Origin of the sequence: Enterococcus sp. AZ191 (genome assembly GCF_051713845.1) — a bacterium.
Classification (GTDB): domain Bacteria; phylum Bacillota; class Bacilli; order Lactobacillales; family Enterococcaceae; genus Enterococcus_B; species Enterococcus_B durans.
The window spans coordinates 1,030,717-1,056,756 of sequence record NZ_JBIOQS010000001.1 but is presented as its reverse complement, the minus strand read 5'-3'; the positions used below and the strand labels follow the sequence as shown (position 1 = coordinate 1,056,756).

The window sequence follows — 26,040 nt, the reverse complement described above, 5'->3', positions numbered from 1 at the left end:
TTTATTCTTCTTTACTATGATAGCTTATTTCAAGCGCTTAATAAAGAAGAATTCGTTGACTTCTTTATCATCTGGCTCGCATTTATTTGTGATTGAATTGTTCATGGGCTTGTTCAACGATTTTTACTACGTCAATCGTTGGAGATAACGTTCCTTCGTCTTTTGTTTTTTTCAAATGTGCCAGAAATTCAATATTTCCTTCGCCACCAGTGATCGGGGAATAGCTTAATTCTAAAACATCATAGCCATGGCCCGTAGCAAAACGCAAGATATCCTCAACTACTTGTATATGGGTTTGCGGATCACGCACGATACCGTTCTTCCCAACCGCATCTCTGCCAGCTTCGAATTGTGGCTTGATCAAGGTGATCACTTCGCCACCATCTGTTAAAATGTCGTGTAAAGGAGGAAGCATTAGTTTCAAAGAAATGAACGAAACATCGATCACCGCAATTTCAGGTGCTCCCAACTTGAAATCTTCGGGTTTTGAATAACGAAAATTAACTCTTTCCATTACTTCTACTCTCTCGTCCTGTCTGATCTTCCACGCCAGTTGATTGTATCCAACATCCAACGCATAACTCATTTTGGCGCCATTTTGTAAAGCTGCATCCGTGAAGCCACCGGTAGAAGCACCAATATCAAGCAAGATTTTATCGGCAACAGATAGATCAAAAACGTTTAGTGCTTTTTCCAATTTCAACCCGCCGCGGGAAACATATGGTAATTTTTTCCCTTTGATTTTCAATTCATTGGTAACAGGGATCTTTTCACCAGGTTTATCAAAACGTTCATTTTTTTCATTGTAAATCAGTCCTGCCATGACTGAACGTTTTGCTTGTTCTCTCGTTTCAAATAATCCTTGTTTGACCGCTAAAACGTCCACACGTTCTTTTTCCATTTTTTTCCTCATTCCTATATATCAAATTGCTGTACTAATTGACGAAGCAGTTGTCCTTTAAACGAATAGACGGTTTGTTCTAGACGTTCGATGATTTCATTCGCACTAGCGATTTCTGCTTTCAATGCTGTTTTTGTCTTTTCGATCCCTAGCAATCGGGGATAGGTATTTTTTTCCATTTCCGCATCTTTTCCAGCAGTTTTTCCTAACTCCTCAGTAGTACTGATCACATCTAATAAGTCATCTCGAATTTGAAAAGCCAGTCCTAGGTGTCTGGCTAACTGTTGCAATTCCCCTACTACTTCTTTCGGCTGATCTGCTAAAACTCCGCCGGCTAGTAGCGCATAATGGATCAACCGCCCTGTTTTTCTCTCATGGATGAACGCTAATTCTTCTAAAGCAAGTTGTTTTGTTTCGCCTTCAATGTCGGCAGCTTGGCCAGCAACCATTCCCTGCGTCCCTGCACTAATAGCTAACTGTTGTAACAGCAGAAGTTTTGGTGAATTTGCTAAATGAGTCATACTAATCAGCTGGAACGCACCTGTGAGTAAGCCATCACCCGCCAATATAGCCAGTGCTTCGCCATAGATTTTATGATTCGTTGGCTTCCCTCGACGCAGATCGTCGTTGTCCATCGCTGGCAGATCGTCATGGATCAGCGAATACGTATGAACCATTTCAAGGGCGGCAGCTACTTGATAAACAGTCGTATTAATACCTTCTTCAAATGAAGCAACTGTAGCCAACAAAAGTAAAGGGCGGATTCTCTTACCCCCCGCACGGATCGAATACACCATGCTTTCTTTTAACTTTTCATCAGATGTATACTCGTCAAGAAAAGCAAGCATCTCGTTTTCGACAGCAGGAAGATGAATAGCAGAAAAATCAGCTAATTTCATTAGGCTTCCTCTTTTCCTTCAAAAGAAATTTCTTCGTTTGCTTCTGTCATCATTTTCGTTAGTGTTTCTTCTGCCTTTGTTAAAGTATCCTGACATTGCTTGCTTAATTCCATTCCACGTTTAAATGCATCTAGTGCTGATTCTAAAGGAACATCTCCTTGTTCCAACTGCATGACGATTTTTTCTAACTCTTGCAATGATTCTTCAAATGTTGGATTTGCCATCTTGTTTATGCTCCTTTTCTACTTTTTGTACCTTCCCGATTACTTGCCCATCTTGATAGTGGATAACCAAAGAATCGTCTGGTTGGACCTCTGTCACACTTTTGACCACTTGCTCATTGTTGGTCGTGTACGTATAACCGCGTCCCATGATTTTCAGTGGGCTTAACAGGTCCAGAGATTGAACTGCTTGTTGAAACTGTTGCCTTTGCCTTTGCATGTATTGCTGCATTTTCTCTGCTAACCTTTTCTCAAGATAACCTGCTTCTTGTTTCGCAGACTTCACTCGATAAAGAGGGGCAACTTGTTGCAACTGATGCGATAAATTCAATGTTTCTTTTTCTTTTTGATGGTAAATTTGCTGTGTTGCTTGCATCAACCGTTGTTTCAACTGATCCAATTTGATGGTCTGACCCTCATATAGGCGATCGGGTTGACGAAAGACGTAAGATTGTTTTGCCCGTTCAAAGCGTTCTTGTTTGCGCTGAATCTGGCGCATAAATGCCTGTTCAAGTCTAGCTTGTCGCTCCTTAATCTTCAACAATTCTTCTGATAACACTGGGACAGCTAATTCAGCTGCTGCAGTCGGAGTCGCAGCCCTCACATCCGCAACTAAGTCAGCAATTGTTGTATCTGTCTCATGTCCAACGGAGGATATGATAGGTGTTTTTGCTTCATAGATTGCTCTAGCAACTTGCTCTTCATTAAATGGCCATAAATCTTCGATTGATCCACCACCACGGCCTATGATCATCGTATCAAAATTCCCCAATTTTTCTACTTGCTGGATATTTTTTACGATATTGTCTGCCGCTTGGTTTCCTTGGACAACGGTTGGAAATAGGACTAACTGAACAATCGGATAACGCCGTTTTACTGTAGTGATGATATCCCGGATCACCGCACCGCTTGGACTAGTCAAAACAGCGATTCTTTTCGGAAAGCGGGGAAGTGTCCGTTTTGGTCCTTGAAAAAGTCCTTCTTTCAACAGTTTTTCTTTTCGCTCTTCCAGTTCTTGGTAAAGTGCCCCTACACCATCAGGCTCCATGTGTTCCACGTAGATCTGATAAGATCCAGCAGCTTCATAAAGCGAGATTCTCCCGACAACTAATACTTTCATCCCCTCTTTTGGCTGAAAGCGCAGTTTCTGAAAAGCTCCTTTAAACATGATGGCAGATATTTTGGCATGATCATCTTTCAAACTAAAATATTGGTGTGCGTTTGCACGTAAACGGAAATTAGAAATTTCTCCTGTTAAATAGACCCTTTCAAGATAAGGGTCTACATCAAATTTTCTTCTTAAATACTTCGTTAACGTAGTAACTGTTAAATATTCTTGGGTCATCTACTCACCTGCTTCAGCGGCCAGGACTGTTTGGTACATCAACATTGTGATCGTCATCGGTCCAACGCCTTTTGGAACAGGTGTGATGTAGCTTGCCAAAGGTTCGACTTCATCAAACTTCACATCACCGATCAACTTGCCGTTTTCATCACGATTCATCCCCACATCGATCACAACAGCACCTGGTTTAATAAATTCTTTTGTTACAAAATGACCACGACCAATGGCTACGACCAAGATATCTGCTTCTTTAGCTAACTCTGGAAGTTGTTTTGTTTTTGAATGCGCGATCGTAACAGTAGCATCCGCCATCAACATCAGCTGTGCCATCGGTTTTCCAACAATATTGCTTCGTCCGATCACCACTGCTCGTTTGCCAGAAAGATCAATGTCATAAGCTTCAAACATTTTCATGATTCCATAAGGGGTACATGGAATCTTATCAGGATTTCCCGCTAATAATCGGCCTAAATTCATTGGGTGGAACCCATCGACATCTTTTTTAGGATCGATTGCAAGTAAGACTTTCTCTTCATCTATGTGTTCTGGTAGTGGCAACTGAACTAGGATACCATGGAATCTAGGATCCTGATTATACTTTTCAATTTCAGCCAACAGATCCGCTTCAGAAATCGTCTGCGCATATCGTTCGACTTTTGAATAAATACCGATCGTTTTTGCGGAACGTTCCTTGTTTCGAACATAGACTTGACTAGCTGGATTTTCACCCACTAGTAAAACGACTAATCCGGGATGGATGTCTTTTTCTTTTAGTTCATTTACTTTTATAGCAATCTCTGCTTGCATTTTTTCAGCTAATTCTTTTCCATTGATCAATTCTGCCATACAATCACTCCCAGATTTTTTTTTGCTTTTATTCTACCATAGATAATCGTTGTTTTATAACCCGTTTTGACTCATTAACAGAAAAAAGCTAGGACTTACGCCCCAGCTTCTATTTCCTTCAATACATTTGATAATACCCCATTAACGAACTTACGTGATTGATCATCACTAAAAGTTTTCGTCAATTCGATTGCTTCATTCAATGCAACGGCGGATGGTACATCCTCAATATACATCATTTCAAAAATAGCAATACGTAAGATGACTAAGTCCATTTTGGAAATACGGTTGATTCGCCAGTTCCCTCGAAGATGTTTTTCGATCGTACGATCTAATTCATCTTTTTTGGCACATACCCCGCCAACTAGCGTATCTAGATAAACAGGAACGAATTCTGACTCCTCTTCATTGATCATGTCTTTATGATCAAGTTCAATTGCGTGGAAAATTGCATCTTCTTTTGTCAGGTCAGCATTGAAATCCAATGGGAACAATGCTTGCAAAGCCATTTCACGAATCTCGTGTCTTGATAGTTCTTTATTCATTTTCTTCCTCTTCATCTTCAAAAAGTTCTTCGATCGCTGGTTGTTCCAACTTTTCGGGTACTACTGCTACAACATGGATATTCACTTCTGCTAAAGCAATGTCAGTCATGAAAAGAACTTGCTGGTTGACACGTTCTTGCATTTCCATTGCTACCTTAGGAACAGAGACACCATATTCTAAATAGCAGTAAAGATCTACTTTCAAGCCATCTTCATCATTTACTAAGTAAACACCCTTACCATGAGCTGCTCGTCCTAACAATTCGGTCACGTTGCTGGCAAATGTGCCACGCATCCCATAAACACCTTCAACTTTTGAAGCAGCGATCCCAATGATCACTTCAATCACTTCTGGCGCAATAACGATTTCACCTAGCTCTTGACTCGCATTCAAGATCAAATTTTTGTCCTCTGCCATTTTATCTATTCCTCCTTTTGCCTATGTGCATATTGCTTACGTGTAAAAATATTTTCTTCGATTTACTCGCAATACACAAAGGTAAACTGTTCACTTGCTTCTTTCAGCTCGTTCTTTCAAGCAAGCTTCTCTATAATTGTCGAAGCTCGATTTCTTATATAGTGTATCATTAAATCGAGTGATTTTCTATAACAAAGTCCGCATGAATCTTGCATCTGTCAAACAGATTATAAAATAATCAATTCTTTCGGTGAATGAGTCAATACTCGATTTCCTTCTGGTGTGATCAACAAATCGTCTTCGATTCTGACACCACCGATTCCTGGAAGATAGATTCCTGGTTCATCTGTAATGATATTCCCAACGATAAACTGTTTTTCTGCTCTAGCTGAAACATTCGGTCCTTCATGGATCTCTAGTCCGATACCATGACCAGTGGAATGTCCAAAGGCTTCTCCATAACCATGCTTCGTGATATAGTCTCTTGCGACTGCATCTAGTTGGATACCTGTAACGCCTGGCTTAGCAGCTTCAATCACTGCTAATTGAGCACCCAATACAATCTCATAGATTTCTTTAAGTTTTTCACCTGGGTCGCCAATTGCAAATGTACGTGTCATATCAGAAACGTATCCTTCATAGTAGCAACCGAAGTCCAAAGTGATCATATCGCCTTGTTCAATGACTTTATTGCTTGCTACACCATGAGGCATTGCAGAACGTAGTCCACTAGCAACGATCGTAGAAAATGAAACGCCTGATGCCCCTAGGGAACGCATATAGAAATCTACTTGATTGGCTACTTCGATCTCTGTCATGCCTGGTTGGATCATTTTCAAGATATGATCATATGCCATATCGGCTATACTACAAGCTTTCTCAATGATCGCGATTTCTTCTTCATCTTTCACTTCTCGTAATTCTTCGATCATCTCAGAAACAGGAATCAATTCTGCATCAACGATTTCTTCTAACACTGAGTATTCTAAAAATGAAACAGTTGATTCTTCAAAAGCTAACATACGTAAGCCTTCTTTACGAACTAAGTTAGCTACTTCATCAAAAATCGGTCCGACATTTTTGATGATCTCAAATCCTTGTGCCTGTGTTGCGGCTTGTTCAGTATAACGAAAATCTGTAATAAAGAATGCTTTCTCTAATGTAATCACCGCTAAACCTGTTGTTCCAGTAAAGTTTGTCAAATAACGGAGATTATAAGGACTTGTGATCAAAAATGAATCTAAATTGTTTTCCCGCATTTTTTTACGTAATTTTTCTACTCGTAGCATCATAAATGAAACTCCTTCTTTCTTTGCCTCTTTTTTCTATTATAGCAAATTTTCGCTTCTTCAAGACAAATAAAGCGAATTTTATTGATAAATTTATAAGAAAAAATAGCTGGAACAAATCATCTAATGATTTGCCCTAGCTATCATACCCAATAGAAAATAATTATACCTTTATGATTTTCTTCCGAAGAAGAATGAAACAACCGCTACTAAAATAACAGCCCCTAAAATCGACGGAATAAGTGCCATACCTGCTGCTTGCGGCCCCCAGTAACCAAATATTGCTTGTCCTATACTTGAACCAATCAATCCGGCAATGATGTTTGTGATACATCCCATGGAATTTCCTTTACTGGTAATTGCTCCGGCAATCGCACCAATAATCGCTCCCACAATCAATGTCCATAACCAACCCATAATATAACCTCCTTTTTGTACGTTACAATTCTAGCATACACGTTTTAAAGCGAGCAAATGATTGAACTACAAGTAGCAAGAAGGTGTTATGGTAGCTTATTTCTCGGAGTTAAACACTTCTGTCCCAACCTCTTTTTTCTCCAATTTCTCAAACCTAAGCGACTTTTGTCTTGACCTCATTCGCCTATTTTTATTTGCGTTTAAAAATATTCTTCACGCCGCGTTTCACTACATCTAATAAACTTAATGATCTAACCATATTGCTAGGATCAACATAGTTTCTAATCGCACGTAACACTTTTTTAGGGTCTTTAGCAGAAAAAGTATACGTACCATTTCTTTTTGATTTGATGGCAAAACGAGGAATCCATTTTCCCTTAAACATGACAGACGCAATCACCTGATCTACTTCCTCCCAGGGTATCTGGACAAATTTACGTGCATCTCGCTCATTATAAAATTCAAAACCCTTATCACCAATCATGATCTTACCATAATCTGTGATCCCTAAATAAGAAGTAGCATTTGTTGTTAAATCGACTTTTGTATTGATAGATTGTACCATTTCTTATACTCCATTTCCGAGGTTGGGAAAAGTAGGCTTGCATTAAGTAAAATTTAAAGAAAAAATGTATATTTTACCAACCTCACATAATCCGATAGTGTCTTCGAAGCGATTATAAAAGAAGCTGTGACAAAAATCAAATATGACTTTTGCCACAGCTTCAACAGAATCATTTCTACAAATTACATTAATCCGATTAAGTGGAAGACAATACCTACCACGAATAAACCAAGAATGATGATGATTGGAGAAACTTTTTTCTTAAGTAGCCACATACAGAACAATGTTAACAATAATGCAGCCAATCCAGGAATCAAGCTGTCTAAGTTATCTTGTAAAGTTGTTACTTTTTCAGATGTTAGAGACAAGCCAGCAGCTTGTTGTTCCAATGCGCTCTTGATTCCTTCTGCACCTGAAGGTAGTGAATTCCAGTCAATGTAGGCACCTTTATCAAGTTTTACAGTTGAAACAACTGGTGTGAATTTGATCGATACCCAACGGTTAACTAATGATCCAAGGATAAACATCCCCAAAATCGAAGCCCCTTTAGTGATATCTTGCAATAATCCACCAGATAAATCTTCAGTGATTTTAGAACCGGCTTTATAACCAAATTCTTGTGTGTACCAAGTGAAAGCCATACGGATGATGTTCCATCCTAAGAAGTAGATGATTGGTCCTAAGATATTACCACTAATCGCTAGTGAAGCTGCTAATGCACCAAGAATAGGTCTTACTGTAAACCAGAAAACCGGATCCCCGATACCAGCTAAAGGTCCCATCATACCGACCTTAACCCCTTGGATTGTTACGTCATCTACAGGTGCGCCATTTGCACGTTCTTCTTCTAACGCTAATGTTACACCGATAATTGGTGAAGCTACGTATGGGTGTGTATTGAAGAACTCTAAATGACGTTCCAATGCAGCCGCACGGTCTTCTTTTGTTTTATATAATTTCTTGATCGCTGGGATCATTGAATATGCCCAACCACCATTTTGCATACGTTCGTAGTTCCAAGATCCTTGAATGAAAGTCGAACGCCACCAAACAGAAATACGATCTTTTTTAGATAATTGAATTCTTTCTTCTGCCATTTTCGTGTACGCCTCCTTTAATAGTTGTCGATGATATCGCCTAGTGGGTCACCAGTGTTTGAGTTCCCGCCATTACCTGAACCGCCACCTTGTTTAGAAAGTGCCAAGTAGATAAGAGCAAGAGCCACACCAATTGCACCAAGTCCGATAAGAGTGATTTGTGTTACAGTTGCCAAAACGAAACCGATAGCGAAGAATGGCCATACTTCTTTAGTAGCCATCATGTTGATAACCATTGCATAACCAACAGCCACAACCATACCACCACCGATTGCTAAACCGTCTGTTAACCAAGCTGGCATAGATTCAAGTAAGCTTCTTACTGGACCTTCGCCAATTGCTAGGATCAAACCAGCAGGGATTGCAATACGAATACCTTGTAAACAAATTGCAACGATATGCCAAAATTCAACTTTTCTGAAGTTACCTTCTTTTGCAGCAGCATCCATCAAGTGAACGAAGGCAGTTGCAATCGTACGACAGATGATTGTTAGTAACAAACCAGCAACAGCAAGAGGAACAGCGATTGCGATAGCTGAAGAAACCCCAGCTCTTCCTTGACCACCTAATACTAAAATAATTGCAGATGCAACAGATGCCAAAGCAGCATCAGGAGCTACAGCAGCACCGATATTTGCCCAGCCAAGAGCGATCATTTGTAATGTACCACCTAGGATAAGGCAAGGGAGTAGGTTCCCAGTAACTAAGCCGATTAACGTACATGCGACTACTGGTTGGTGGAATTGAAATTCATCAAGAATTCCTTCCATACCAGCCAAAAATGCAACGATAACGACTAAGATCACTTGAATAATATTTAATTCCATGATATTAATCCTCCATTTTTTCTGATAATTGAATTATGCGTGTTTGTTCAATTCTTCTTGCGCTTTTTTCAAAATTTCATCCATGTTTCCTTTTGAATCATTTGGCACTTTACGTACATCAAATTTGATTCCAGCTTCTTTTAACTGATTGAATGTATCAATATCTGTTTGACTGAAAGCTAATACTTTATTTGGTTGTACTTTACCAGGTGAGTGTGCCATTGAACCAACGTTAACTGTTTCTAATGGTACTCCGCCTTCTACTGCTCGTAAAACATCTTGAGGGTTTTCAAACAATAGTAATGCGCGTTGACCACCAAAATGTTGATCATCTTTTGCAAGTTTGATCATTTGTTCCACTGGTACCACGTGTGCTTTAACACCTGGAGGAGCAGCTTGTTGAATCAATTTCTTACGAAGTTCATCTTTTGCTACTGCATCTGAAACAACGATGATCCGTGTTGGATTTGTTGTTTTCGTCCAAGCTGTCGCAACTTGTCCGTGAAGCAAACGTGAATCGATACGAGCTAACACATAGCTGAATTTACCAGGAGTACCCGATGTTACTGCTTGTTGTGCAGCTGCTTTTGGTGCTTCTTGTGGTTCTAATTCTTCTGGTTTTACTTTCACGCCCTCTTTTGCTGTTTCAATGATATGCGCTGCAATTTCATGTGCAGATTCCATTGAGAAGCGAGATGCGTATGCTTCGATCAACATAGGCAAGTTCAAACCACTAACGATTGCCCATTTGTCTTTGTGTTCTTCAAACAATGTGTTTGATTGGTTGAATGGCGTTCCGCCCCATAAATCAACTAAGAACAATACTTCGTCTTGATTATCAAAAGAAGCAACAGCTTCTTCTAATTTGGCTCTCAAGTCATCTGGACCTTCACTGGGTTTTAAAATGACTGCTTTGACGTTTTCTTGTTCGCCAAAAATCATTGAACCAGATTGCAAGATTCCTTCAGCAAATTGTCCATGACTTGCAAGGATAATCCCTACCATACTTATACCTCCTGTTTCTTTTTGTTGTAACAAAATCAAAAATTAAAAATAATTGCTACCTATTACAACAGATGAATTTGACCATTTTCCAACAACAACTTTTATGCCTTTTTGGTTTTCGCTAGTAATTCCATCAAAAGGACCTTTCTATCTGCGGGTACTTTACGAATCTCCAATTCCACACCTTGACGATCCAAGTAGTGAAACGATTCAATATCTCGCTGATCAACTGAAACAAAATTTGTGATCATTGTTTTCCCATCAGAAAAACTCATGCCACCGATATTCAGTGAATATAGCGGTACACCGCTTCGGACAATCGTCTCAACGTCTTGGGGATTAGTAAATAGTAACATGACCTTAGCTTTCGCTAATAAACCACTTTGATAAACTTGGATCATTTTTTGAACAGTAATCACATTCGCCACGATCCCAGGCGGTGCAGCTTCCTTTAATAGAAACTTTCGCAATTTATCTTGGGCTACTAAATCACTAATAACGATGATTCGCTCTACACCAGTCAATTTTGACCAAACAGTTGCAACTTGTCCATGGATCAAACGATCATCTATACGTGCTAACCGAATATCCATCAGTAAATCTCCTTCTTTCAAACTACTTCACAGAAACCCCTATCATTTCTGTGTGACAACCACCTCCTAGCACACTTTATTAAAAGCAAGAAGCGTGCCAACTTTTTTATAATACACTAGTTGATTTTAAAGGTTTCTTAAGCAATACACAAAAACGATACACTAATAAAGTGTATCGTTTTTGTGTATTTATAGATTAGTGTATTCATTTTTTTCCAAATGATTGTGGATCAATTTTACTAAAAAGTAGATTTCCGCCGGTGGTGTTTTGACCTTTATTTGATATTCTAGTTTGTTCAACTGTTCTTCTACTAACAAATAATATTCATCTGTAAACATGTCTTTCAGCTCATTTTCCTCAACAGTTAAAGGTTCATTCAAAATGATCCGTTCAATCATCCCTACAGTATGCAAAACAAGATTGATCTTAAAACCATATTCTGTTTCATCTATCGCTACGGCATGTGCCATAGCTCCGGCAAATTCCCACAGCGGATCAATCAATTTCGCTCCATTGATAAACGTAAAGTTTTGTGTAATGAACTCCAAACAAGATTTTTTTGATGTTTCTTCATCTAATGAGACTTCATCCATGTCCTCTAATTCCGATTCCAGAAGTAATTGATCTAAAATCAGTTCGATATTTTGATCAATGAAGTGTTCTAACGGTATAAACGGAGCTGCAACATGTGGATCAGTGATCCCTGTTGTTGCAATGATCTGATAGTTTTCTTGGATCTTAGGTAATGCATCTTTTAATTCAATGATCGATAAAGCTAAAACTGTTAACTCCGTCTCTTGGCGTTTGCTGACAGCTCGTTCGATCAATTCTTTGATTCGTTGAGCCGTACCCTCTCCTGATGCGCAAACAGCCAAGACAGCTTTTTTGCGAATATCTGATAGATCATCTGTAACCTCTGTTGAGATTTCTGCATAGCCGCGGAAATTTTTCAACGATTCATATAACATATCCAAGTCTGTACCCAAAACAGATACTTTCCGCACCGTTTCTAAAACTAAGGAAGTCGTTACCATATCCACTGTCCGAACAGGAATCCCAGTATCTCTTTGGATTTGTGTATTGAACGAAGCTAAGGAGCCCATATCCACTAATAAGATGGTTCCACTGCCTTCATCCACTTCTTCAACATTACGTTCGATCCTAGCAAGCGCAGTTTTTGGATCCATATCCAACGGCATGTCGACCGCTCGTACATTATCAGCATCTAATAACTGTTGGACTACTTGTACCATACTGCTTGCTGTACTTGTACCGTGAGCTGCCACTACGACCCCGATTCTTCCACTCGCTTGGTTCGCTCGAAGTGACACAAGCAGGACCGTCAAATAATAATCCTCACTATCGGGAATCTTCACTTGAAAATAGGTTTCGATATATTTTCTTACTTCTTGTGCGATCGTATATTCTTCCGGAAAATCAATCGCCATTTCACGTATATTGTCATTTGTATGACGTTCCTCGCCAATATTGATCCGTTTTAAAAACGAACTAATGTGCAAGCTCATGGCATAAATGAAATTCTGTTGAAATTCATAAGGTAATGCTTTTTTGACCATCACATAAATTTGGTTTGTTACCTCAATGATTTTGGAATCGACAAATTCTGCTAATTTGTTATCCGCATTAAAGGAGAATCCGTGATCCTTGTAGAAAGATTTCAAGTGGATATTGATGTCTGTCGAAATAAAATGATTGATTGCTTCTTGGTCTAATCCATCTGACTTCAAAAGAGCAGCCTTATCACCGATGATATCATAAAGATTATAAGGAAGCTCATAGGGATCGGACTGGATCTTCATGATCATATCATTAGGTAAAACCGTGATTTTAGGTTCCAGTAACTTTGATAATTCAGACATCGCTTCTCTGTTACTCGCTAATTGGATCAAACCACTTCTGATCCCTTCCGTCAAATCATCGATCGTGATCGAGATTTCTGGTGAATTCATATGATTCAGGAAGCCTCTTGCACAAACCAGTTGGATATTCGATTTCAGCTGCCCAATATTTCCATAGGTCACACTGCCTACTAAAGCTTTGACAACATCTTCAGTCAACGTGATTTTCCGCTGCGTGCGATTGGCTTCATGAGCGATCATGATTTTTACTAAATCGATTTTTTCGTTTGCTGGTCGTTTTTCAAATGCCGGCAACTTGATATTGATCGGGATACGGCGAACAAAAGTTTCCAATAAAGAAGAACCTGGATCTTCTGTGGTTGCCCCAACGATCCGAACATTCGCTTCATGAGATTTTGTCGTCTCACCCAAACGACTATACGTGCCATGATCCATAAAATAAAAAATCATTTCTTGCCCTTCCGGTGGCAAACGGTGGATCTCATCCAGAAAAAGCATTCCGCCGTCTGCTTGATCGATGATCCCCATTTTTTCTTCTTCCGCCCCCGTGAAAGCACCTTTTACATAGCCGAATAGATGACTCATCAACAGTTCTGGATTATTTGCATAATCTGCACAATTGAATACGATCAGCTCATTTTCTTCCCCTACTACATTATTGGCCTTGGCAAAGTGAAACATTGCGTGTGCAAAGTAGGTCTTCCCTGATCCTGTTGGTCCTGTAATCAGGCAATTCAATCCCTTTGGAGGATATAAAATTGCCGCTTTCGCTTGTTCGACAGAATTTTTCATACTGCCATTTGCACCGATGATTTTAGCAAAGATATCCTTTGTATCGATTTGAATCATTGGTTTTTCAATTTCATTCGTCGTTTCTTTATAGCTGATCACATGTTTAACAGCTGGTTGATTATAAGTGACGTGCATTTGATATATGTAACGTACAGGTCGTCCGTCTGTCTTCAACAATTTTCCTTCACGTACAAGCTGATTAAGATCTTTACTGCTATTCGTTCGTTGAATTCCTAAAACTTCAGCGATTTCTTGTGTTGTTACGCCTTGATCATATTCAGCAGGTGTAAGATGAGCGGTTTTCTCTTTGACATACGTATAAATTCGGTCAATTCGTTTTGCCAATTTCCTCGCTCCTTTTTTTAGACTGGTTTCAAAACATAATACTATTGATTTAATTAGATTTCGTCAACTATTTTTCATATAAAAAATCTTTTGTTCCACTCTCCTTAGTACTAGTGCGTGTTATTACTTTAATCTGTCTTACAATTGAAATCAACAGATTATTAAAATGACAAATTACTAAAAAAAGACACTCCCTAAACAAAGTACCTGTTAGAAAGTTGTCTAATTAACTAATTAAATCGTTATGAAAAACTAATTATTTCTTAAATCGAATATTCGGATAATTTTTGATCAAACGATTCAAATTATGATGTTTTATTTTCATTGGCTGGCTTTTAAGAAACTGAGTGACTCTTTCTCTACTTCTAGAAGATCGACGATTCATCAATAAATGTTTTAAGCGAAATTCTTTTATCGCTGCATTTTCAGGATCAGAATCATCAATTACAGAAGCTACTTCTTTCTTGGTCGTAAATGTAAAAACAAAGGTAGAGAGTACATCCAGTAGGAAAAGAAACGCAATCACCAACGGCCCAATATTTTCCGTATTCCTAATAAATAACTCAATGACGTCTTGAATCATCGGATTGATCCATTTGATCAACAAGAGACACCCTATCCCCCAAAATAATGACACAGGAACCGCCACTCTTCCCTCAATATTAAAGGGAACTTTTGTGTAGTCCCATAATTTCATACCAAATAATTTTTCTAATAGCCAGCTTGTAACAAATTCCACGATCGTTACGATCACCACTGCATTGAAATAGAGATTCAGCAATGTTCCCGCATTACTTGGCACAAGTGTCAGTACAGCCACTACACCAAATCCATAAACCGGACAGTAAGGACCAAGTAAAAAACCACGATACACAAAATGCCTTGCCTTGATCGAGCAAAAAATACTTTCCCAAAGCCAACCTATAAAAGAGTACGTAAGAAACGTCATAAATAAATTTTCCAAAAACCTTCCTCCTCTTGTAAAAGAATGAACAATTCCCACAAATTTAGTATAACAAAAAAAGGAATAAAATGATTTCATGACCTAGAGCGTTTTATTTGATTTATAATTTAAGAAAAGCAAAAATTTTCAAGCAATCTACATTTGAGATATTTTTGTTTGTATGGATTTACACTTACATGAACAACCGAACTATCTCGATTTTTAAAAAGTATAGTCAAAAATATGGTCAAAAAATATCCTTAACATACAAAAAAGCCCTATTCCTTGTCATAAAAGGAATAGAGCTAGTCGTTTATTAAGCTTCTTGAGCTACTGGATAAACAGACACTTGTTTTTTGTCGCGGCCTTTACGTTCAAAACGTACTACGCCATCAACTTTAGCAAATAAAGTGTCGTCTCCACCAATACCCACGTTTACACCTGGATAGATTCTTGTTCCGCGTTGACGGTAAAGAATTGACCCACCTGTAACAGTTTGTCCATCAGCACGTTTAGCACCTAGACGTTTTGATTCTGAGTCACGGCCGTTAGATGTAGAACCGCCACCTTTTTTGTGGGCAAATAATTGTAGATTCATTGATAACAACATGGTCTGCACCTCCTATTTATCATTGATTGTTTTAATTTGGATATATTCTGAATTTTCAGCTTCTATTGATTGTAATCCCAACAAGAGATTTTCTAATAGAATCTCGGCAATATTGTTTTGTTCTTGTGTCATTCCTGAAGTTACTTCGGTATATAAATAGCCGCCTTCTTCTTCATTCATTTCGACAATCGGTTCAAAACCAGCTAATGAGGCAATTCCGTTTACTGTACTGATAGCTAATGCAGAAACTCCTGCACAAACGATATCACTACCATAAGGACCTGCATCAGCATGCCCTGTCAAAGTAAATGAAACGATTTGACCAGCGTCATTACGTTTAAATGTTCCTTTGATCATTCTATTCAGGCCTTCTTTCTCAAGCGCTAATTAAGCGTTGATTGCGTCGATAACCACTTTTGTGTATGGTTGACGGTGACCTTGTTTACGGTGTGAATGTTTTTTAGGTTTGTATTTGAAAGTAACGACTTTCTTTTGTTTGCCGTGTTTTTCAACAGTTCCTTCAACAGTTGCACCTGAAATTGTCGGAGCGCCTACTTTTGTAGATTCGCCACCTACTAAAATAACTTCGTCAAAAACAACTTTTTCGCCTGCTTCAACGTCAAGTTTTTCAATGTAGATTGTTTGTCCAACTTCAACTTTTACTTGTTTACCACCAGTTTTAATAATTGCGTACATGCTATAAAGCACCTCCTTATAATAGACTTAGACTCGCCATCCAGAGTGACAGTAAACTGTACTTAATAAACTCGTTCTGTGCGGTTGTAGCTGTAGAGTCCACAATTACAACAGTACTAGATTACCAGAAACATACGCATCCGTCAACTCTAGTTTACATGTAACTTTCCCTTTTTTACATAATGTGGTTCAATCGCAATTTTATTCTTTTCTATTTATAATAAGTCGTATAAAGGAGGAGATCCAATGCATTATCCAGATGAATTGGTCCAAGAAGCAAAAACCCGGATGCAAAACCGTCCAGTAGAAGGATTTGTGGCTGGACAGGGACCGCTTTTCCCGAAGCTGATGCTCGTAGGAGAAGCTCCTGGAAAAACAGAAATCGAAAACCATATTCCTTTTAGCGGACAAGCTGGCAAAGAATTGATGCAAGCACTCTCCCTCGCTGGATTGACACGTGAGGATGTTTATATCACAAGTGCAGTCAGAAGTCGGCCTTACCGTACGGTCCACCGCCTGAACAAACGCAAACAAGCAACTGAAACTGTCTATCCGAACCGCACACCCTCAAAAGCGGAGATATTCGCTCACGCACCGATCTTGGATTATGAAATTGAACATGTCCAGCCCCAATTGATTGCAACTTTGGGAAATATCGGACTACAACGCTTACTAGGACAGTCATATAAAATTTCAAAAAATCATGGTCAATTGTATACTGGCCCTATTTTGAGATTGAATGAGAAAATGGATGCTTATAAATGGAGTGAAAAAACATATCACGTCTTCCCCCTATTCCATCCAGCAGCCATTTTCTATAATCGTTCTTTAGCAGAGATGATCAATCACGACTGGCTTACTTTGGCTGAATATCTGAAAAAAGAAAATTAAGAACGTGAAGCAAATCTAAAAAGTCAGGTTTGCTACAGACTCCGAATAAACGGCGTCCAAAAGTCAGGTTTTTCGGAAATTTCAAAAAAAAAGAGCGTGGGAACAGAAGTAACTACTTCGGAAATAAGTCGAAATTCACAAAAATTTGAAAAGTAATTTCCGTTAATTTCTTCTTATTTCTCGGAGTTAAAGACTTCTGTCCCCCCCTCTTTTTTCCAATTTCTCAAACCTAAACGACTTTTGTCTCGACCTCTCTTAACGCGAATAAACGACGGAACATAAATAACACCTGGGAAATAAGTCCAGTTTTCCAAATTTGAAAAACGGTCTTTTGTGCTTCTTTTTTCACAAAGATAAATACTTTTGTTATGACCTAAATTAAGTATATTGTTCGTGTAATGCTGAAAGTGCATGGGCAACAGTCTGATGTTGTTCAGTTCCCTCTTTTTTCCATAAATGTTGTAACTGTTTCTCAACTTCTGGTTGTAAGGAAGTATAAATGATCGTTTGCCCTCTGCTTTCCGCCTTCTCTTGAAACTCTTCAAAAACTGCTTTTGCTGTCAGATCAATGCTTGGTACTCCGCGCATTGAAAAAATCAGGCCATCTTTATGATTCAATTGCGCTAATTTGTTTTTTAATTTTTCCGCTGACATGAAAAAGAGTGGTCCGCTGATATAAACAACCGTCCAATTTTCTAGTTTCTTTGTTTCTGGCAGATTCATTCTTTGCCAATCAATCGTTTCAACAGAAATCGTGATAGCTGCACTTTTGATGACAAAGAAAATACACCCACCGATGATACCGATGACGATCGCAATACTCAAATCAAAGATGACTGTACAAACCATGGTTAGTCCAAATAGCAAGATCCCTGACCAGTATTTATTGGCTACTAACGTTTTTATCGTACTCCATTCATTCATCCGCCAAGCTGTAACGATCAAAACACCCGCTAAAGCAGGCATTGGGATATTTGACATAATCGGTGCAAAAACGATCATTGATAAGAATAAAACGAACGCATGGATAATCCCAGCTAATCTAGTTTGTGCGCCAGATTTGATAGCCACGCTCGTTCTAGCAATCGCCGCTGTTGCAGGAATCCCACCAAAAAAAGGTAATACTAGATTCCCAATTCCTTGTGCTACAAGTTCTTGATTACTATCCAATGGTTTGTTGGCCATACGCCCAGCAGATGCTCCACAAAGCAAACTCTCGACCATACCTAAAAGTGCAATACTGATAGCAGGTACCATTACTTCTTTTAACGCAGAAAGATCGAAAGCATCGATCATCAGGCGATCACTGCTGATTAATGTTTGGGGGATCTTCCCAACTGTTGCGATTGGTAATTGGAACAGCAGCATCACGACAGTAGTGAGAATGATCGCTAAAAGTGAACTTGGCACTTTCGCAGCCCATTTTTTAGGATAAAGAATCATTCCTACAATTACGACGAATCCCATCAAGAATGAAGCGATATTCACTGGAAAGCCTAAGGTATGATAGCTAGACAGTTTTTCAATGACATTTGCTCCCTCCGAGTGAACACCAAACAAATTATCCACTTGCCCCAATGCAATGATGATCGCAATCCCCGAGGTAAACCCAGTAATCACGGGAGCTGGAATAAATGAAGTCAATGTACCTAATCGGAGAATACCCGCAAGAAGCAACAAGATACCGGCTAAAAATGTCGCAAGCAATACACCTTGCATTCCTTGTGTTGCCGCAATCGACATCAAGATAGCAGCCATGGCACCTGTAGGACCAGAGATCTGATAGAATCCGCCTGATAAACTACCAATAACTAATCCAGCAATCACTGCTGTAATCAAACCAGCAGCCGCATTCGCCCCACTAGATACACCAAAAGCTAATGCAAGCGGTAAGGCTACCGCCGCCACAGTGATTCCTGCTAGCAAGTCCTTTTGAAACTTTGAAAAATCATATCCTGTGAACTCTTCTTTTAATAAAAAAACATACTTTTTAAACAACCTATAAACTCCTTTTTACTATTGTTTTTTCAAACACGCGAGTACTAGGATAGCATATATTCCACCATAAAGTAATATTTTTCACAAAGTTAGTCCATTTTTTCATGAAATTTTCTGCATTTTCATTATTTAGAATACTAGCGTCATAAGCGCAATCACTGCTAGTCCGCCTTGTTTCAAGAAAATCATTTTATCACTAGTAAAACTTCCATACGCAGCGACGAATAAAATGTAGATTAGCAGTAAAAGTGAAATCTCCTTTTGAGCCGTTGCAAAATAAGCTCCGTATAAAAGCCCCACAGCAATCAACCCATTATAGATTCCTTGATTTTTGAACAACGTTTGAACCGTTGGATTGGCCAATTCTTTTTGGCTCACTTTGAAGACTCTGCCGGTGGCTTTAGAACTAGGTACAAAAGTTTCAAGATACATGATATAAAAGAATTCAACCGCAACAAGCGTGATCAAAATTTGTGAAATGACTGACATTCTACTTCCCCCTTTGAAGATATCTCTACCATCCCAAAAGAAAAGGGATGAGTAAAAATAGTATAGCTGAACAGCCTAAAAATAAAAAATCAAACCTTTTAGCTTGGTATGTATACCTGAATAATGACGGATTCTCCTTATCAGACTGTTGCTAAAACAAACTATCCTTCATTTTTTGATCTATGTTCCACGTATGCTTTTTTTCAGCAGGTAAGTACATAGTTCTCCACAAATAACCGAAGGTGAGACAAACGTGTTTAGCATCAAGATATAAGAAGGAATTTCCGAAAATTGCTTCTCCAATTTTTGGTAAATTTCGGCTTATTTTTCGAAGATGCTACGTTTGACTCACCGTTTATCCGTTTTTAGAGAAACTAGAAGAGACTGAGACAAGTTTTGTCCCAGTCTCAGTTATTTGTGATGTTGGATAGGCTCTATGCCAAGTGGTATCTATACAAAGGATCAATGTTCCTGCTCAAAATGTTCATAATGGATCAATTGATTTTGTGCACTACGCTTTAAAAACTCTTTTGGTGTTAAGCCAAACTCTTTTTTGAATGCCTTTAGAAAATGAGGATAAGAACAAAACCCACATTTTCGGTAAATGCTACTGGAGCTATTGTACTCTCGCAATAGCTGTTTGGCATAAATTAATTTTTTTTCATAACGTACTGATGAAAAGTAACGCCCGTATGCTTTTTAAACTCTCTTGTAATATGGTATTTACTTACAAAAAAGTATTTTTCCATTTCATCTAGCGTCAAAGGATGCGATAGGTTATTGGAAATATAGTGCATCATTTGTTCCACACGTTCATTCAGAACGACTGCATTTTGTGCCTGGGTACACTCTTCCATTTGCACAGCTTGGTTCAAAAAGATGAAATAATCTACCAATGCTTGTTCGTACTTGATATCCTCCCCATAAATTTCCTTGTCTGGTGGAGAATCAATAAATGATAACTTTTCTTTTACTAATTGTGGGGATACTTGTAATATACGACTTCTATTTTCTCCTAAGGGTTGAAAACAAGATGCTAAATTCGTCCATCTAGTGGACCGGTTCTCTAAAAATGAGGATGTGACAAAAACATAAACCCGCTCAAATACATCTGAAGACTGTCGGACGATCTGATGCAGATCATTGGAATGGATCAATAAAATAGTTCCCTGTTCAATTGTAAATTGCCGACCATTTAGATAAAAAAAAGCTGTACCTTTCAAAGTCGCGTGTACTTCGTAAAAGTCATGATGATGATATAGGGTTTTGTTTGGACTAACAACATCTGTTACATGATAAATTTCATATTAATCTGATACCATCGTATTGACTTGTTGGCCACGTATTTTTTTTGATACATCGCTTGCCCCCTTTTTTTGTTCAGTTGTGAACAAGTATATTATAGCCAACTTGTCGTCTTGTTAAAAGAAGGAGTTGCAATCAATCCTAAACGATGGGTTGGCCCTCTTCTTAACCTGAACTATTTTCTACAAAAAAGAAAGTTACCGTAGAAAAGAACTGCTTCGCACTTAGTCTCTTTCGCGTCATTCGAAATTCGAGTTTTCGCCTTCTTTTAGTAGTTTAATTGCCTGACTTATTTTTTGATCCTTTGTCTCTTCCAAAACTACAAATAAATAAGGCTTATTTTCTGTAATTAGTTCGACTATTTTTTGATAATCCAGCTGTCCCTCGCCGAGATTTGTTGGAATGATTTGTTGTTTTTTCACAATAAAGTCCTTTAAATGTACCGCACATATTTTTTCTCCAAACTGGTCAAAAGCAGATTCCACCAGTTGAACTTGTTCTTGATAAGTACTGCTTGCAATTAAATTAGTGGGGTCTAAGATAATGCCTAGATAGTCCGATTTTACTGCATCAAGCAACTGAACAACACGTTCGATAGAGTAAATGGGGTGATTCAATCCGGGCTCGATTCCTACCATCATATTATACTTTTCTCCAGTTTTCACTAATCGACGGATTACTGCAACTGCCTGCTCGAAAGCCTCATCAGTAAAATTTTCTTCTGTATAGAAAATCTCAGGAAAAACGTTGCCAGTTTCTGAAGCAACCATAGAAGCTCCAAATGAAGCTGCGTATTGCAGGTAGCGTTCAAACTTTGTTAACAATTGTTCTCTAATAGCTAAATCGGGGTGAATCATATTAATATAGCAGCTTAAAATCCCAACATGAACATTTTTTTGCATTAGTGTTCGTTTGACAAAGTTTCCCATTCCAGAATTAATAGCTCCTGCCCCGGAAGCTAATTCTGGAAAGGACAGCCTTAAAGCTAACTGTACTGTATGAATGCCTTGGTTTTGAGTTTCTTCAGCTAGTTCTTTTAGGGTGTGTGCTTGAGTAAGATCATGCCCGCGGATAGTTAAATTTAACATTTTTTCCTCCTAACTTAATACATTGGGTAGCCACATGACTAACTCTGGAAAATAAGTGATCAAAAATAAAACAACGAGCATGATAGCGTAAAAAGGCAACATTGGTTTAAGCATGGATTCGGCTTTTACTCCTCCTACACTGGCTCCTACATATAGCCCTGTACCAACAGGAGGCGTTATTGATCCTACACAAAGATTCATAATTGAGAATAAGCCGTAATGGACAGGATCAATCCCCACACTTGTAACAATTGGTAGAAATATAGGTGTAAAAATTAAGATTGCTGGTGCAACATCCATAAACATCCCAACAAACAATAAAACTAAGTTAACTAATAATAAAATGATTAATCTATTATCAGTAATACCCATAATCATACTGCTAATTGCTTGCGGGATGCCGGTAAATGCCATTGCAAATGACATCATTGATGAGGTTGCAAGCAAAAACATAATCGTTCCTGACATAGTAACTGCTTGCACTACCATATTGGGAATGTCGTTTATTTTTACTGTCTTGTAATAAAACATGGCAATCAGTAATGAATAGATCACTGCAATAGCAGACGCTTCGACAGCGGTGAAGATTCCAGTTAAAATTCCCCCAATAATAATGAGGATCAACAATAAACTAGGTATTGCTTCTTTTAATATTTTTTTGGCATCTTTCAATTGTCCTTTTTGGATCGTTGGGTATTTATTCTTTTTGGCAATAACGAAAGCCACTATCATAATTCCAAGCGACCAAAACGCACCGACAAGATATCCTCCCATGAATAAAGCCGAAATCGACGCACCACCTGCCACCAATGAATACATGATAAACGCAGTACTGGGAGGAATGACCATCCCTGTAGGAGCTGAAGCAATGTTCACCGCTGTCGCAAATTTCCGATCATACCCTTCTTCTACTTGTTGGGGAATTAACACCCCGCCAATCGCTGTCGAAGCAGCAATTGCAGAACTAGAAATTGAGCCAAATAAAGCATTTCCTAAAACATTCGTATGTGCTAAAGAACCTGGGATACGCCCGACAAATAACATGGAAAAATCGACGAGCTTTTTGGCAATCCACCATTGTTCATAATAATACCTGATAGAACAAAAAAGGGAATCGCAATTAAAGAAAAACTATTGATACTGCCAACCATTTTTTGAGCAGAACTAAAGGTGGCAACATTAAATGGAATGACCAACAATAACGTCATCATAGATGAAAAAGCAATACTAATTGCAATTGGCATTCCTACTATAAGCAATACAACAAAAACGACAAATAGAATCAAGCCGGCTTCTAGTGCCATATCATTTCTCCATTTCTATATTTTTTCTTGAATTGGTTGATTGTGCAATGTATCAAATAAATTGATCAAACTGTAGAGAATCATTAGTCCACCAGATACAGGGACAGATAAATAGACATAACCCATAGGTATACCTAATGACGGAGAAATCTGTTTCATTGTCAGAGAAACTGCATTGGTACCACCGTAAATCATGATAATTGCAGCAAAAGCAATGAATAAGACTTGAATAATTATTTCTAACAGTTTTCTTTTTTTACCTGTTAAATTTTCACTTAATAAAGTGACTGCTAAATGCGTTTTTTTCCCTACCACATAGCTCGAAGAAAGCATCGCTAACCAAACCAAGCCAAAACGAACAAGTTCTTCTGTCACGGTATTAGGATTACCTAATACCGTACGGGAAAATACTTGCCATAAAACTATTGCGACCATAGCAACAAGTAAAGTAGCACAAACAATTTCCAAAATTTTATTCACTATCTTTTTCATTTACTGTCCCCCTTGTGCTTGAATTTCCTGGTACAATTCGTGATAGATGGGGTTGTTTTTAAACTCATTATGGAGGGGTGTAACCGCCTCACGAAACGGGGTATTGTCGACTTTATTAAATTTGACCCCATACATTTTTTGAGAAATCGCTTTTTCTTCTTCAACCGCCTTAGCAAAAGCATCAATTTCAAAAATAGTTGATTCTTTTGCTGCTTCATAAATTGCTGTCTCTTGTTCTTTTGTCAACTGGTCTTTAATCGCATCATTCATAATGATAATATCTGGCACGCGCGTATGTTCGTCATAAGAATAATATTTAGCGACACTACCATGCCCAGCCGTATGTAGCACAAATTCATTATTTTCAGAACCGTCGATTAAATTCGATTGTAAGGAAGTATACACTTCGTCACTCCCCATTGGTACAGCCGATCCTCCAAGTAGCTCAACCATTTTGATCGCTGTCTCACTTTGCATAACCCGGATTTTCTTTCCTTTTAAATCTTGCGGGGTTCGGATAGGCCCTTTGACCATATAAAAACTTCGTTGGCCTGAATCATAGTAGGTGATACCAGTAAACCCTAAATTGGCCGTTGACTGGTAAACTGGCTCCATAATTTTTTCATTAACCATCACTTTGAAAAAATGTTCTTCATTTTTAAATAGATAGGGAACTGAAAAAATAGCATACTCTTTTGAAAAACTTTCTAAAGCCGAAGCACTCACTTTCGTAAAATCAACAGCTCCCGACTGAGTCAATTCGATTAATTCTCTTTCACCTCCAAGCTGCCCATCTGGAAAATATTGAATTTTCACTGAACCAGCTGTTTTTTTTTCTACTAATCGACCAAATTCTTTCATTACATCAATAACCGGTTGACTATTACTTGCATAGGCAAAACGCAATGTGATTACTTCCTTTTTATCTGTTGGAGTAACTGTCGCAAGGTTGCCGCAACCACTTAAGCCTAGTAATATTAGGCTAAATACTCCTACTAGCAAGGCTATTTTTTTCATTTGATTATCCTTTCTTTTTTAACAATAAGAAACCAACAATTCCGTCAAACAAAGTACTGTTAATGATTGACCGTACGGCATAGCTGTGATTCCAATGTTTCGATAAAAATCTAAACTATCCCCCATTCCTGTACCAATCGAAACATTTTTCACTTCTCCCATCTCGTCAATTTGTTCCAATAGTCCTTTAATCCCACGATAAGCAATTTCTTTGTATTCCTGTGGCAAATAGCGTTTGTGTATCGCTTTCAAAATGCCATAGGCAAAACCCGCTGTTGCAGAAGATTCTAGGTAAGAAGAGGGATCATCAATTAGCGTATGCCATAATCCTGTTTCCGATTGGTGAACGGCAAGCGAGCGCACCTGTGCTTCCAGTATTTCAATTAAAAATTGTCTCAGCGCATCCTCTTTTGAAAGTTCCAAGATCTCAATAATTTCAGGAATCGCAATTGTCAGCCAACAATTTCCCCGTGCCCAAAAAGCTTCAGCGTAATTATGATTTTCCTCAAATGTCCAACCGTGATACCATAGTCCAGTTCGTTTATCAATTAAATACTTGATATGAATCATAAACTGATAGCGTGCTTCTTCTAAATAGTCAGGACGTTGAAGTAACTTGCCAATCTTCGCTAGCGGCAACACTGTCATCATTAGCGTATCATCCCATAGCTGGTTTTTGTTTTCTGGGCCGTAAGTGGCGTGTTGCAAACCATTCTCATTTGTTCTTGGCATGTCATGCATGACCCATTCCGCCCATTGTTCCAAATAGGAAAGATAACGAAGATCATTGGTATCCTCGTATAAATAAGCCATCGTAAGTAAAGGTGCCATCGTGTTCACATTTTTTGGTGGAGCACCTTCTTCCATTCGTGCTTCGAACCATTCATGAACGATTTCAAATGCACGAGGATTTTTGGTTATTTGGAAATTTTTGTAGATACCATATAGTCCCACTCCTTGAGGCCAGTTCCATACGGACCAGCTCTTATCGTCTACTTTCATCCCATCAAAATCTAATAGAAATTCGCCACTATCATCTTGGATAGCTGTTAAGTTTTCGACGAGTAAATCAATTTTGTCTTTGATCAATTCTTTCGGTACAAACATTTCTTTTATAATTGGCATTTCGACACGCACCCCTTAAAACACTTTCATTTTTTGTTATCCCTACTATATCAGTAATTAATTCGTACTTAAATAGTATAAATTGACCAAAAACTA

At 38.5% G+C, this 26,040-nt stretch carries 26 protein-coding genes, 2 pseudogenes and 1 other annotated feature; of the genes and pseudogenes, 1 reads left to right on the top strand and 27 read right to left on the bottom strand.

Translation table 11 applies throughout. The annotated features are described in order from the left end of the window. Nucleotides 1-82: 82 nt before the first annotated feature. From IGI47_RS05040 to rplU, 19 genes are all read right to left on the bottom strand, one after another. Nucleotides 83-901, bottom strand: coding sequence for a TlyA family RNA methyltransferase (locus tag IGI47_RS05040; RefSeq protein WP_311930158.1), 819 nt, complete (start codon nt 899-901; stop codon nt 83-85). Between the two features lie 14 nt (nt 902-915). Beyond that, complete coding sequence (locus IGI47_RS05035; RefSeq protein ID WP_438783530.1) at nt 916-1,800, bottom strand: polyprenyl synthetase family protein; 885 nt, start codon at nt 1,798-1,800, stop codon at nt 916-918. Beyond that, complete coding sequence (locus IGI47_RS05030) at nt 1,800-2,024, bottom strand: exodeoxyribonuclease VII small subunit (RefSeq protein ID WP_081133899.1); 225 nt, start codon at nt 2,022-2,024, stop codon at nt 1,800-1,802. Before IGI47_RS05030 ends, IGI47_RS05035 begins: the two co-directional genes overlap by 1 nt. Beyond that, nucleotides 2,005-3,366, bottom strand: coding sequence for an exodeoxyribonuclease VII large subunit (gene xseA / locus IGI47_RS05025; protein WP_438783529.1), 1,362 nt, complete (start codon nt 3,364-3,366; stop codon nt 2,005-2,007). The genes IGI47_RS05030 and xseA overlap by 20 nt, the downstream gene beginning before the upstream one ends. After that, nucleotides 3,367-4,212 carry a bifunctional methylenetetrahydrofolate dehydrogenase/methenyltetrahydrofolate cyclohydrolase gene (locus IGI47_RS05020; RefSeq protein WP_438783528.1) on the bottom strand — a complete coding sequence of 282 codons (846 nt, stop codon included), beginning with the start codon at nt 4,210-4,212 and terminating at the stop codon, nt 3,367-3,369. Between the two features lie 95 nt (nt 4,213-4,307). Further along, a complete protein-coding gene (gene nusB, locus IGI47_RS05015; RefSeq protein ID WP_005881076.1) occupies nt 4,308-4,757 on the bottom strand; it encodes a transcription antitermination factor NusB in 450 nt (149 codons plus the stop codon). Next, entirely contained in the window at nt 4,750-5,175 is a 426-nt protein-coding gene (locus IGI47_RS05010; protein WP_081133902.1) for an Asp23/Gls24 family envelope stress response protein, read from the bottom strand. The genes nusB and IGI47_RS05010 overlap by 8 nt, the downstream gene beginning before the upstream one ends. Nucleotides 5,176-5,402: 227 nt before the next feature. Then, nucleotides 5,403-6,467 (bottom strand): M24 family metallopeptidase, encoded by a 1,065-nt coding sequence (locus IGI47_RS05005; protein ID WP_311930154.1) that lies wholly within the window; start codon nt 6,465-6,467, stop codon nt 5,403-5,405. A 168-nt stretch (nt 6,468-6,635) separates the two neighbouring features. Then, the gene (locus IGI47_RS05000) at nt 6,636-6,881 is read right to left on the bottom strand and encodes a GlsB/YeaQ/YmgE family stress response membrane protein (protein ID WP_081133904.1); all 246 of its coding nucleotides are present in this window, start codon (nt 6,879-6,881) and stop codon (nt 6,636-6,638) included. A gap of 190 nt (nt 6,882-7,071) precedes the next feature. Beyond that, nucleotides 7,072-7,446 (bottom strand): DUF956 family protein, encoded by a 375-nt coding sequence (locus IGI47_RS04995; RefSeq protein ID WP_005881093.1) that lies wholly within the window; start codon nt 7,444-7,446, stop codon nt 7,072-7,074. Nucleotides 7,447-7,628: 182 nt separating this feature from the next. Next, the gene (locus IGI47_RS04990; RefSeq protein ID WP_104661381.1) at nt 7,629-8,543 is read right to left on the bottom strand and encodes a PTS system mannose/fructose/sorbose family transporter subunit IID; all 915 of its coding nucleotides are present in this window, start codon (nt 8,541-8,543) and stop codon (nt 7,629-7,631) included. 17 nt (nt 8,544-8,560) lie between these two features. Continuing rightward, nucleotides 8,561-9,370 (bottom strand): PTS mannose/fructose/sorbose transporter subunit IIC, encoded by an 810-nt coding sequence (locus tag IGI47_RS04985; protein ID WP_123862294.1) that lies wholly within the window; start codon nt 9,368-9,370, stop codon nt 8,561-8,563. 33 nt (nt 9,371-9,403) lie between these two features. Then, nucleotides 9,404-10,375: a mannose/fructose/sorbose PTS transporter subunit IIA gene (locus IGI47_RS04980; protein ID WP_005881096.1), complete on the bottom strand. Its 972-nt coding sequence runs from the start codon at nt 10,373-10,375 to the stop codon at nt 9,404-9,406. Nucleotides 10,376-10,476: 101 nt separating this feature from the next. Beyond that, nucleotides 10,477-10,968 carry a mannose/fructose/sorbose PTS transporter subunit IIB gene (locus IGI47_RS04975; protein ID WP_311930153.1) on the bottom strand — a complete coding sequence of 164 codons (492 nt, stop codon included), beginning with the start codon at nt 10,966-10,968 and terminating at the stop codon, nt 10,477-10,479. 189 nt (nt 10,969-11,157) lie between these two features. Next, complete coding sequence (locus tag IGI47_RS04970; RefSeq protein WP_438783527.1) at nt 11,158-13,986, bottom strand: sigma 54-interacting transcriptional regulator; 2,829 nt, start codon at nt 13,984-13,986, stop codon at nt 11,158-11,160. A gap of 256 nt (nt 13,987-14,242) precedes the next feature. After that, a complete protein-coding gene (locus IGI47_RS04965) occupies nt 14,243-14,950 on the bottom strand; it encodes a putative ABC transporter permease (protein ID WP_376716940.1) in 708 nt (235 codons plus the stop codon). A 295-nt stretch (nt 14,951-15,245) separates the two neighbouring features. Then, entirely contained in the window at nt 15,246-15,539 is a 294-nt protein-coding gene (gene rpmA, locus IGI47_RS04960) for a 50S ribosomal protein L27 (RefSeq protein ID WP_016177062.1), read from the bottom strand. 12 nt (nt 15,540-15,551) lie between these two features. Then, on the bottom strand, nt 15,552-15,896 hold the full coding sequence (locus tag IGI47_RS04955) for a ribosomal-processing cysteine protease Prp (RefSeq protein WP_002289451.1): 345 nt from the start codon (nt 15,894-15,896) through the stop codon (nt 15,552-15,554). A 30-nt stretch (nt 15,897-15,926) separates the two neighbouring features. After that, complete coding sequence (gene rplU, locus IGI47_RS04950; protein WP_005881104.1) at nt 15,927-16,235, bottom strand: 50S ribosomal protein L21; 309 nt, start codon at nt 16,233-16,235, stop codon at nt 15,927-15,929. Between the two features lie 19 nt (nt 16,236-16,254). Beyond that, nucleotides 16,255-16,331: a sequence feature (ribosomal protein L21 leader region), on the bottom strand. Nucleotides 16,332-16,481: 150 nt separating this feature from the next. Here rplU and IGI47_RS04945 point away from each other — a divergent pair. Then, the gene (locus IGI47_RS04945; protein WP_311930151.1) at nt 16,482-17,126 is read left to right on the top strand and encodes a uracil-DNA glycosylase; all 645 of its coding nucleotides are present in this window, start codon (nt 16,482-16,484) and stop codon (nt 17,124-17,126) included. A 378-nt stretch (nt 17,127-17,504) separates the two neighbouring features. Here the strand turns inward: IGI47_RS04945 and IGI47_RS04940 are convergent, their stop codons facing one another. The 8 genes and pseudogenes from IGI47_RS04940 to bglB form a co-directional block, all read right to left on the bottom strand. Then, nucleotides 17,505-19,124, bottom strand: coding sequence for a SulP family inorganic anion transporter (locus IGI47_RS04940; protein ID WP_438783526.1), 1,620 nt, complete (start codon nt 19,122-19,124; stop codon nt 17,505-17,507). A 129-nt stretch (nt 19,125-19,253) separates the two neighbouring features. Further along, on the bottom strand, nt 19,254-19,613 hold the full coding sequence (locus IGI47_RS04935; protein ID WP_438783525.1) for a DUF1304 domain-containing protein: 360 nt from the start codon (nt 19,611-19,613) through the stop codon (nt 19,254-19,256). A gap of 462 nt (nt 19,614-20,075) precedes the next feature. Further along, nucleotides 20,076-20,914: pseudogene (locus IGI47_RS04930) on the bottom strand (AraC family transcriptional regulator). A 243-nt stretch (nt 20,915-21,157) separates the two neighbouring features. Continuing rightward, entirely contained in the window at nt 21,158-22,006 is an 849-nt protein-coding gene (locus IGI47_RS04925; RefSeq protein WP_311930147.1) for a sugar phosphate isomerase/epimerase family protein, read from the bottom strand. 9 nt (nt 22,007-22,015) lie between these two features. Beyond that, nucleotides 22,016-23,310 (bottom strand): annotated as a pseudogene (locus IGI47_RS04920) (TRAP transporter large permease). 15 nt (nt 23,311-23,325) lie between these two features. Then, nucleotides 23,326-23,802 (bottom strand): TRAP transporter small permease, encoded by a 477-nt coding sequence (locus IGI47_RS04915; RefSeq protein WP_311930145.1) that lies wholly within the window; start codon nt 23,800-23,802, stop codon nt 23,326-23,328. Beyond that, nucleotides 23,803-24,819 (bottom strand): TRAP transporter substrate-binding protein, encoded by a 1,017-nt coding sequence (locus IGI47_RS04910; protein ID WP_438783524.1) that lies wholly within the window; start codon nt 24,817-24,819, stop codon nt 23,803-23,805. Between the two features lie 18 nt (nt 24,820-24,837). Beyond that, nucleotides 24,838-25,944, bottom strand: a complete 1,107-nt coding sequence (gene bglB / locus IGI47_RS04905; protein ID WP_438783523.1) for a beta-galactosidase BglB — start codon at nt 25,942-25,944, stop codon at nt 24,838-24,840. Nucleotides 25,945-26,040: the final 96 nt, after the last annotated feature.

What these genes read in the sequence shown, in the direction of transcription:
- IGI47_RS05040 (WP_311930158.1), bottom strand. Translation starts at nt 901, where the DNA reads ATGGAAAAAGAACGTGTGGACGTTTTAGCGGTCAAACAAGGATTATTT.
- IGI47_RS05035 (WP_438783530.1), bottom strand. Translation starts at nt 1,800, where the DNA reads ATGAAATTAGCTGATTTTTCTGCTATTCATCTTCCTGCTGTCGAAAAC.
- IGI47_RS05030 (WP_081133899.1), bottom strand. Translation starts at nt 2,024, where the DNA reads ATGGCAAATCCAACATTTGAAGAATCATTGCAAGAGTTAGAAAAAATC.
- xseA (WP_438783529.1), bottom strand. Translation starts at nt 3,366, where the DNA reads ATGACCCAAGAATATTTAACAGTTACTACGTTAACGAAGTATTTAAGA.
- IGI47_RS05020 (WP_438783528.1), bottom strand. Translation starts at nt 4,212, where the DNA reads ATGGCAGAATTGATCAATGGAAAAGAATTAGCTGAAAAAATGCAAGCA.
- nusB (WP_005881076.1), bottom strand. Translation starts at nt 4,757, where the DNA reads ATGAATAAAGAACTATCAAGACACGAGATTCGTGAAATGGCTTTGCAA.
- IGI47_RS05010 (WP_081133902.1), bottom strand. Translation starts at nt 5,175, where the DNA reads ATGGCAGAGGACAAAAATTTGATCTTGAATGCGAGTCAAGAGCTAGGT.
- IGI47_RS05005 (WP_311930154.1), bottom strand. Translation starts at nt 6,467, where the DNA reads ATGATGCTACGAGTAGAAAAATTACGTAAAAAAATGCGGGAAAACAAT.
- IGI47_RS05000 (WP_081133904.1), bottom strand. Translation starts at nt 6,881, where the DNA reads ATGGGTTGGTTATGGACATTGATTGTGGGAGCGATTATTGGTGCGATT.
- IGI47_RS04995 (WP_005881093.1), bottom strand. Translation starts at nt 7,446, where the DNA reads ATGGTACAATCTATCAATACAAAAGTCGATTTAACAACAAATGCTACT.
- IGI47_RS04990 (WP_104661381.1), bottom strand. Translation starts at nt 8,543, where the DNA reads ATGGCAGAAGAAAGAATTCAATTATCTAAAAAAGATCGTATTTCTGTT.
- IGI47_RS04985 (WP_123862294.1), bottom strand. Translation starts at nt 9,370, where the DNA reads ATGGAATTAAATATTATTCAAGTGATCTTAGTCGTTATCGTTGCATTT.
- IGI47_RS04980 (WP_005881096.1), bottom strand. Translation starts at nt 10,375, where the DNA reads ATGGTAGGGATTATCCTTGCAAGTCATGGACAATTTGCTGAAGGAATC.
- IGI47_RS04975 (WP_311930153.1), bottom strand. Translation starts at nt 10,968, where the DNA reads ATGGATATTCGGTTAGCACGTATAGATGATCGTTTGATCCATGGACAA.
- rpmA (WP_016177062.1), bottom strand. Translation starts at nt 15,539, where the DNA reads ATGTTGTTATCAATGAATCTACAATTATTTGCCCACAAAAAAGGTGGC.
- IGI47_RS04955 (WP_002289451.1), bottom strand. Translation starts at nt 15,896, where the DNA reads ATGATCAAAGGAACATTTAAACGTAATGACGCTGGTCAAATCGTTTCA.
- rplU (WP_005881104.1), bottom strand. Translation starts at nt 16,235, where the DNA reads ATGTACGCAATTATTAAAACTGGTGGTAAACAAGTAAAAGTTGAAGTT.
- IGI47_RS04945 (WP_311930151.1), top strand. Translation starts at nt 16,482, where the DNA reads ATGCATTATCCAGATGAATTGGTCCAAGAAGCAAAAACCCGGATGCAA.
- IGI47_RS04935 (WP_438783525.1), bottom strand. Translation starts at nt 19,613, where the DNA reads ATGTCAGTCATTTCACAAATTTTGATCACGCTTGTTGCGGTTGAATTC.
- IGI47_RS04925 (WP_311930147.1), bottom strand. Translation starts at nt 22,006, where the DNA reads ATGTTAAATTTAACTATCCGCGGGCATGATCTTACTCAAGCACACACC.
- IGI47_RS04915 (WP_311930145.1), bottom strand. Translation starts at nt 23,802, where the DNA reads ATGAAAAAGATAGTGAATAAAATTTTGGAAATTGTTTGTGCTACTTTA.
- IGI47_RS04910 (WP_438783524.1), bottom strand. Translation starts at nt 24,819, where the DNA reads ATGAAAAAAATAGCCTTGCTAGTAGGAGTATTTAGCCTAATATTACTA.
- bglB (WP_438783523.1), bottom strand. Translation starts at nt 25,944, where the DNA reads ATGCCAATTATAAAAGAAATGTTTGTACCGAAAGAATTGATCAAAGAC.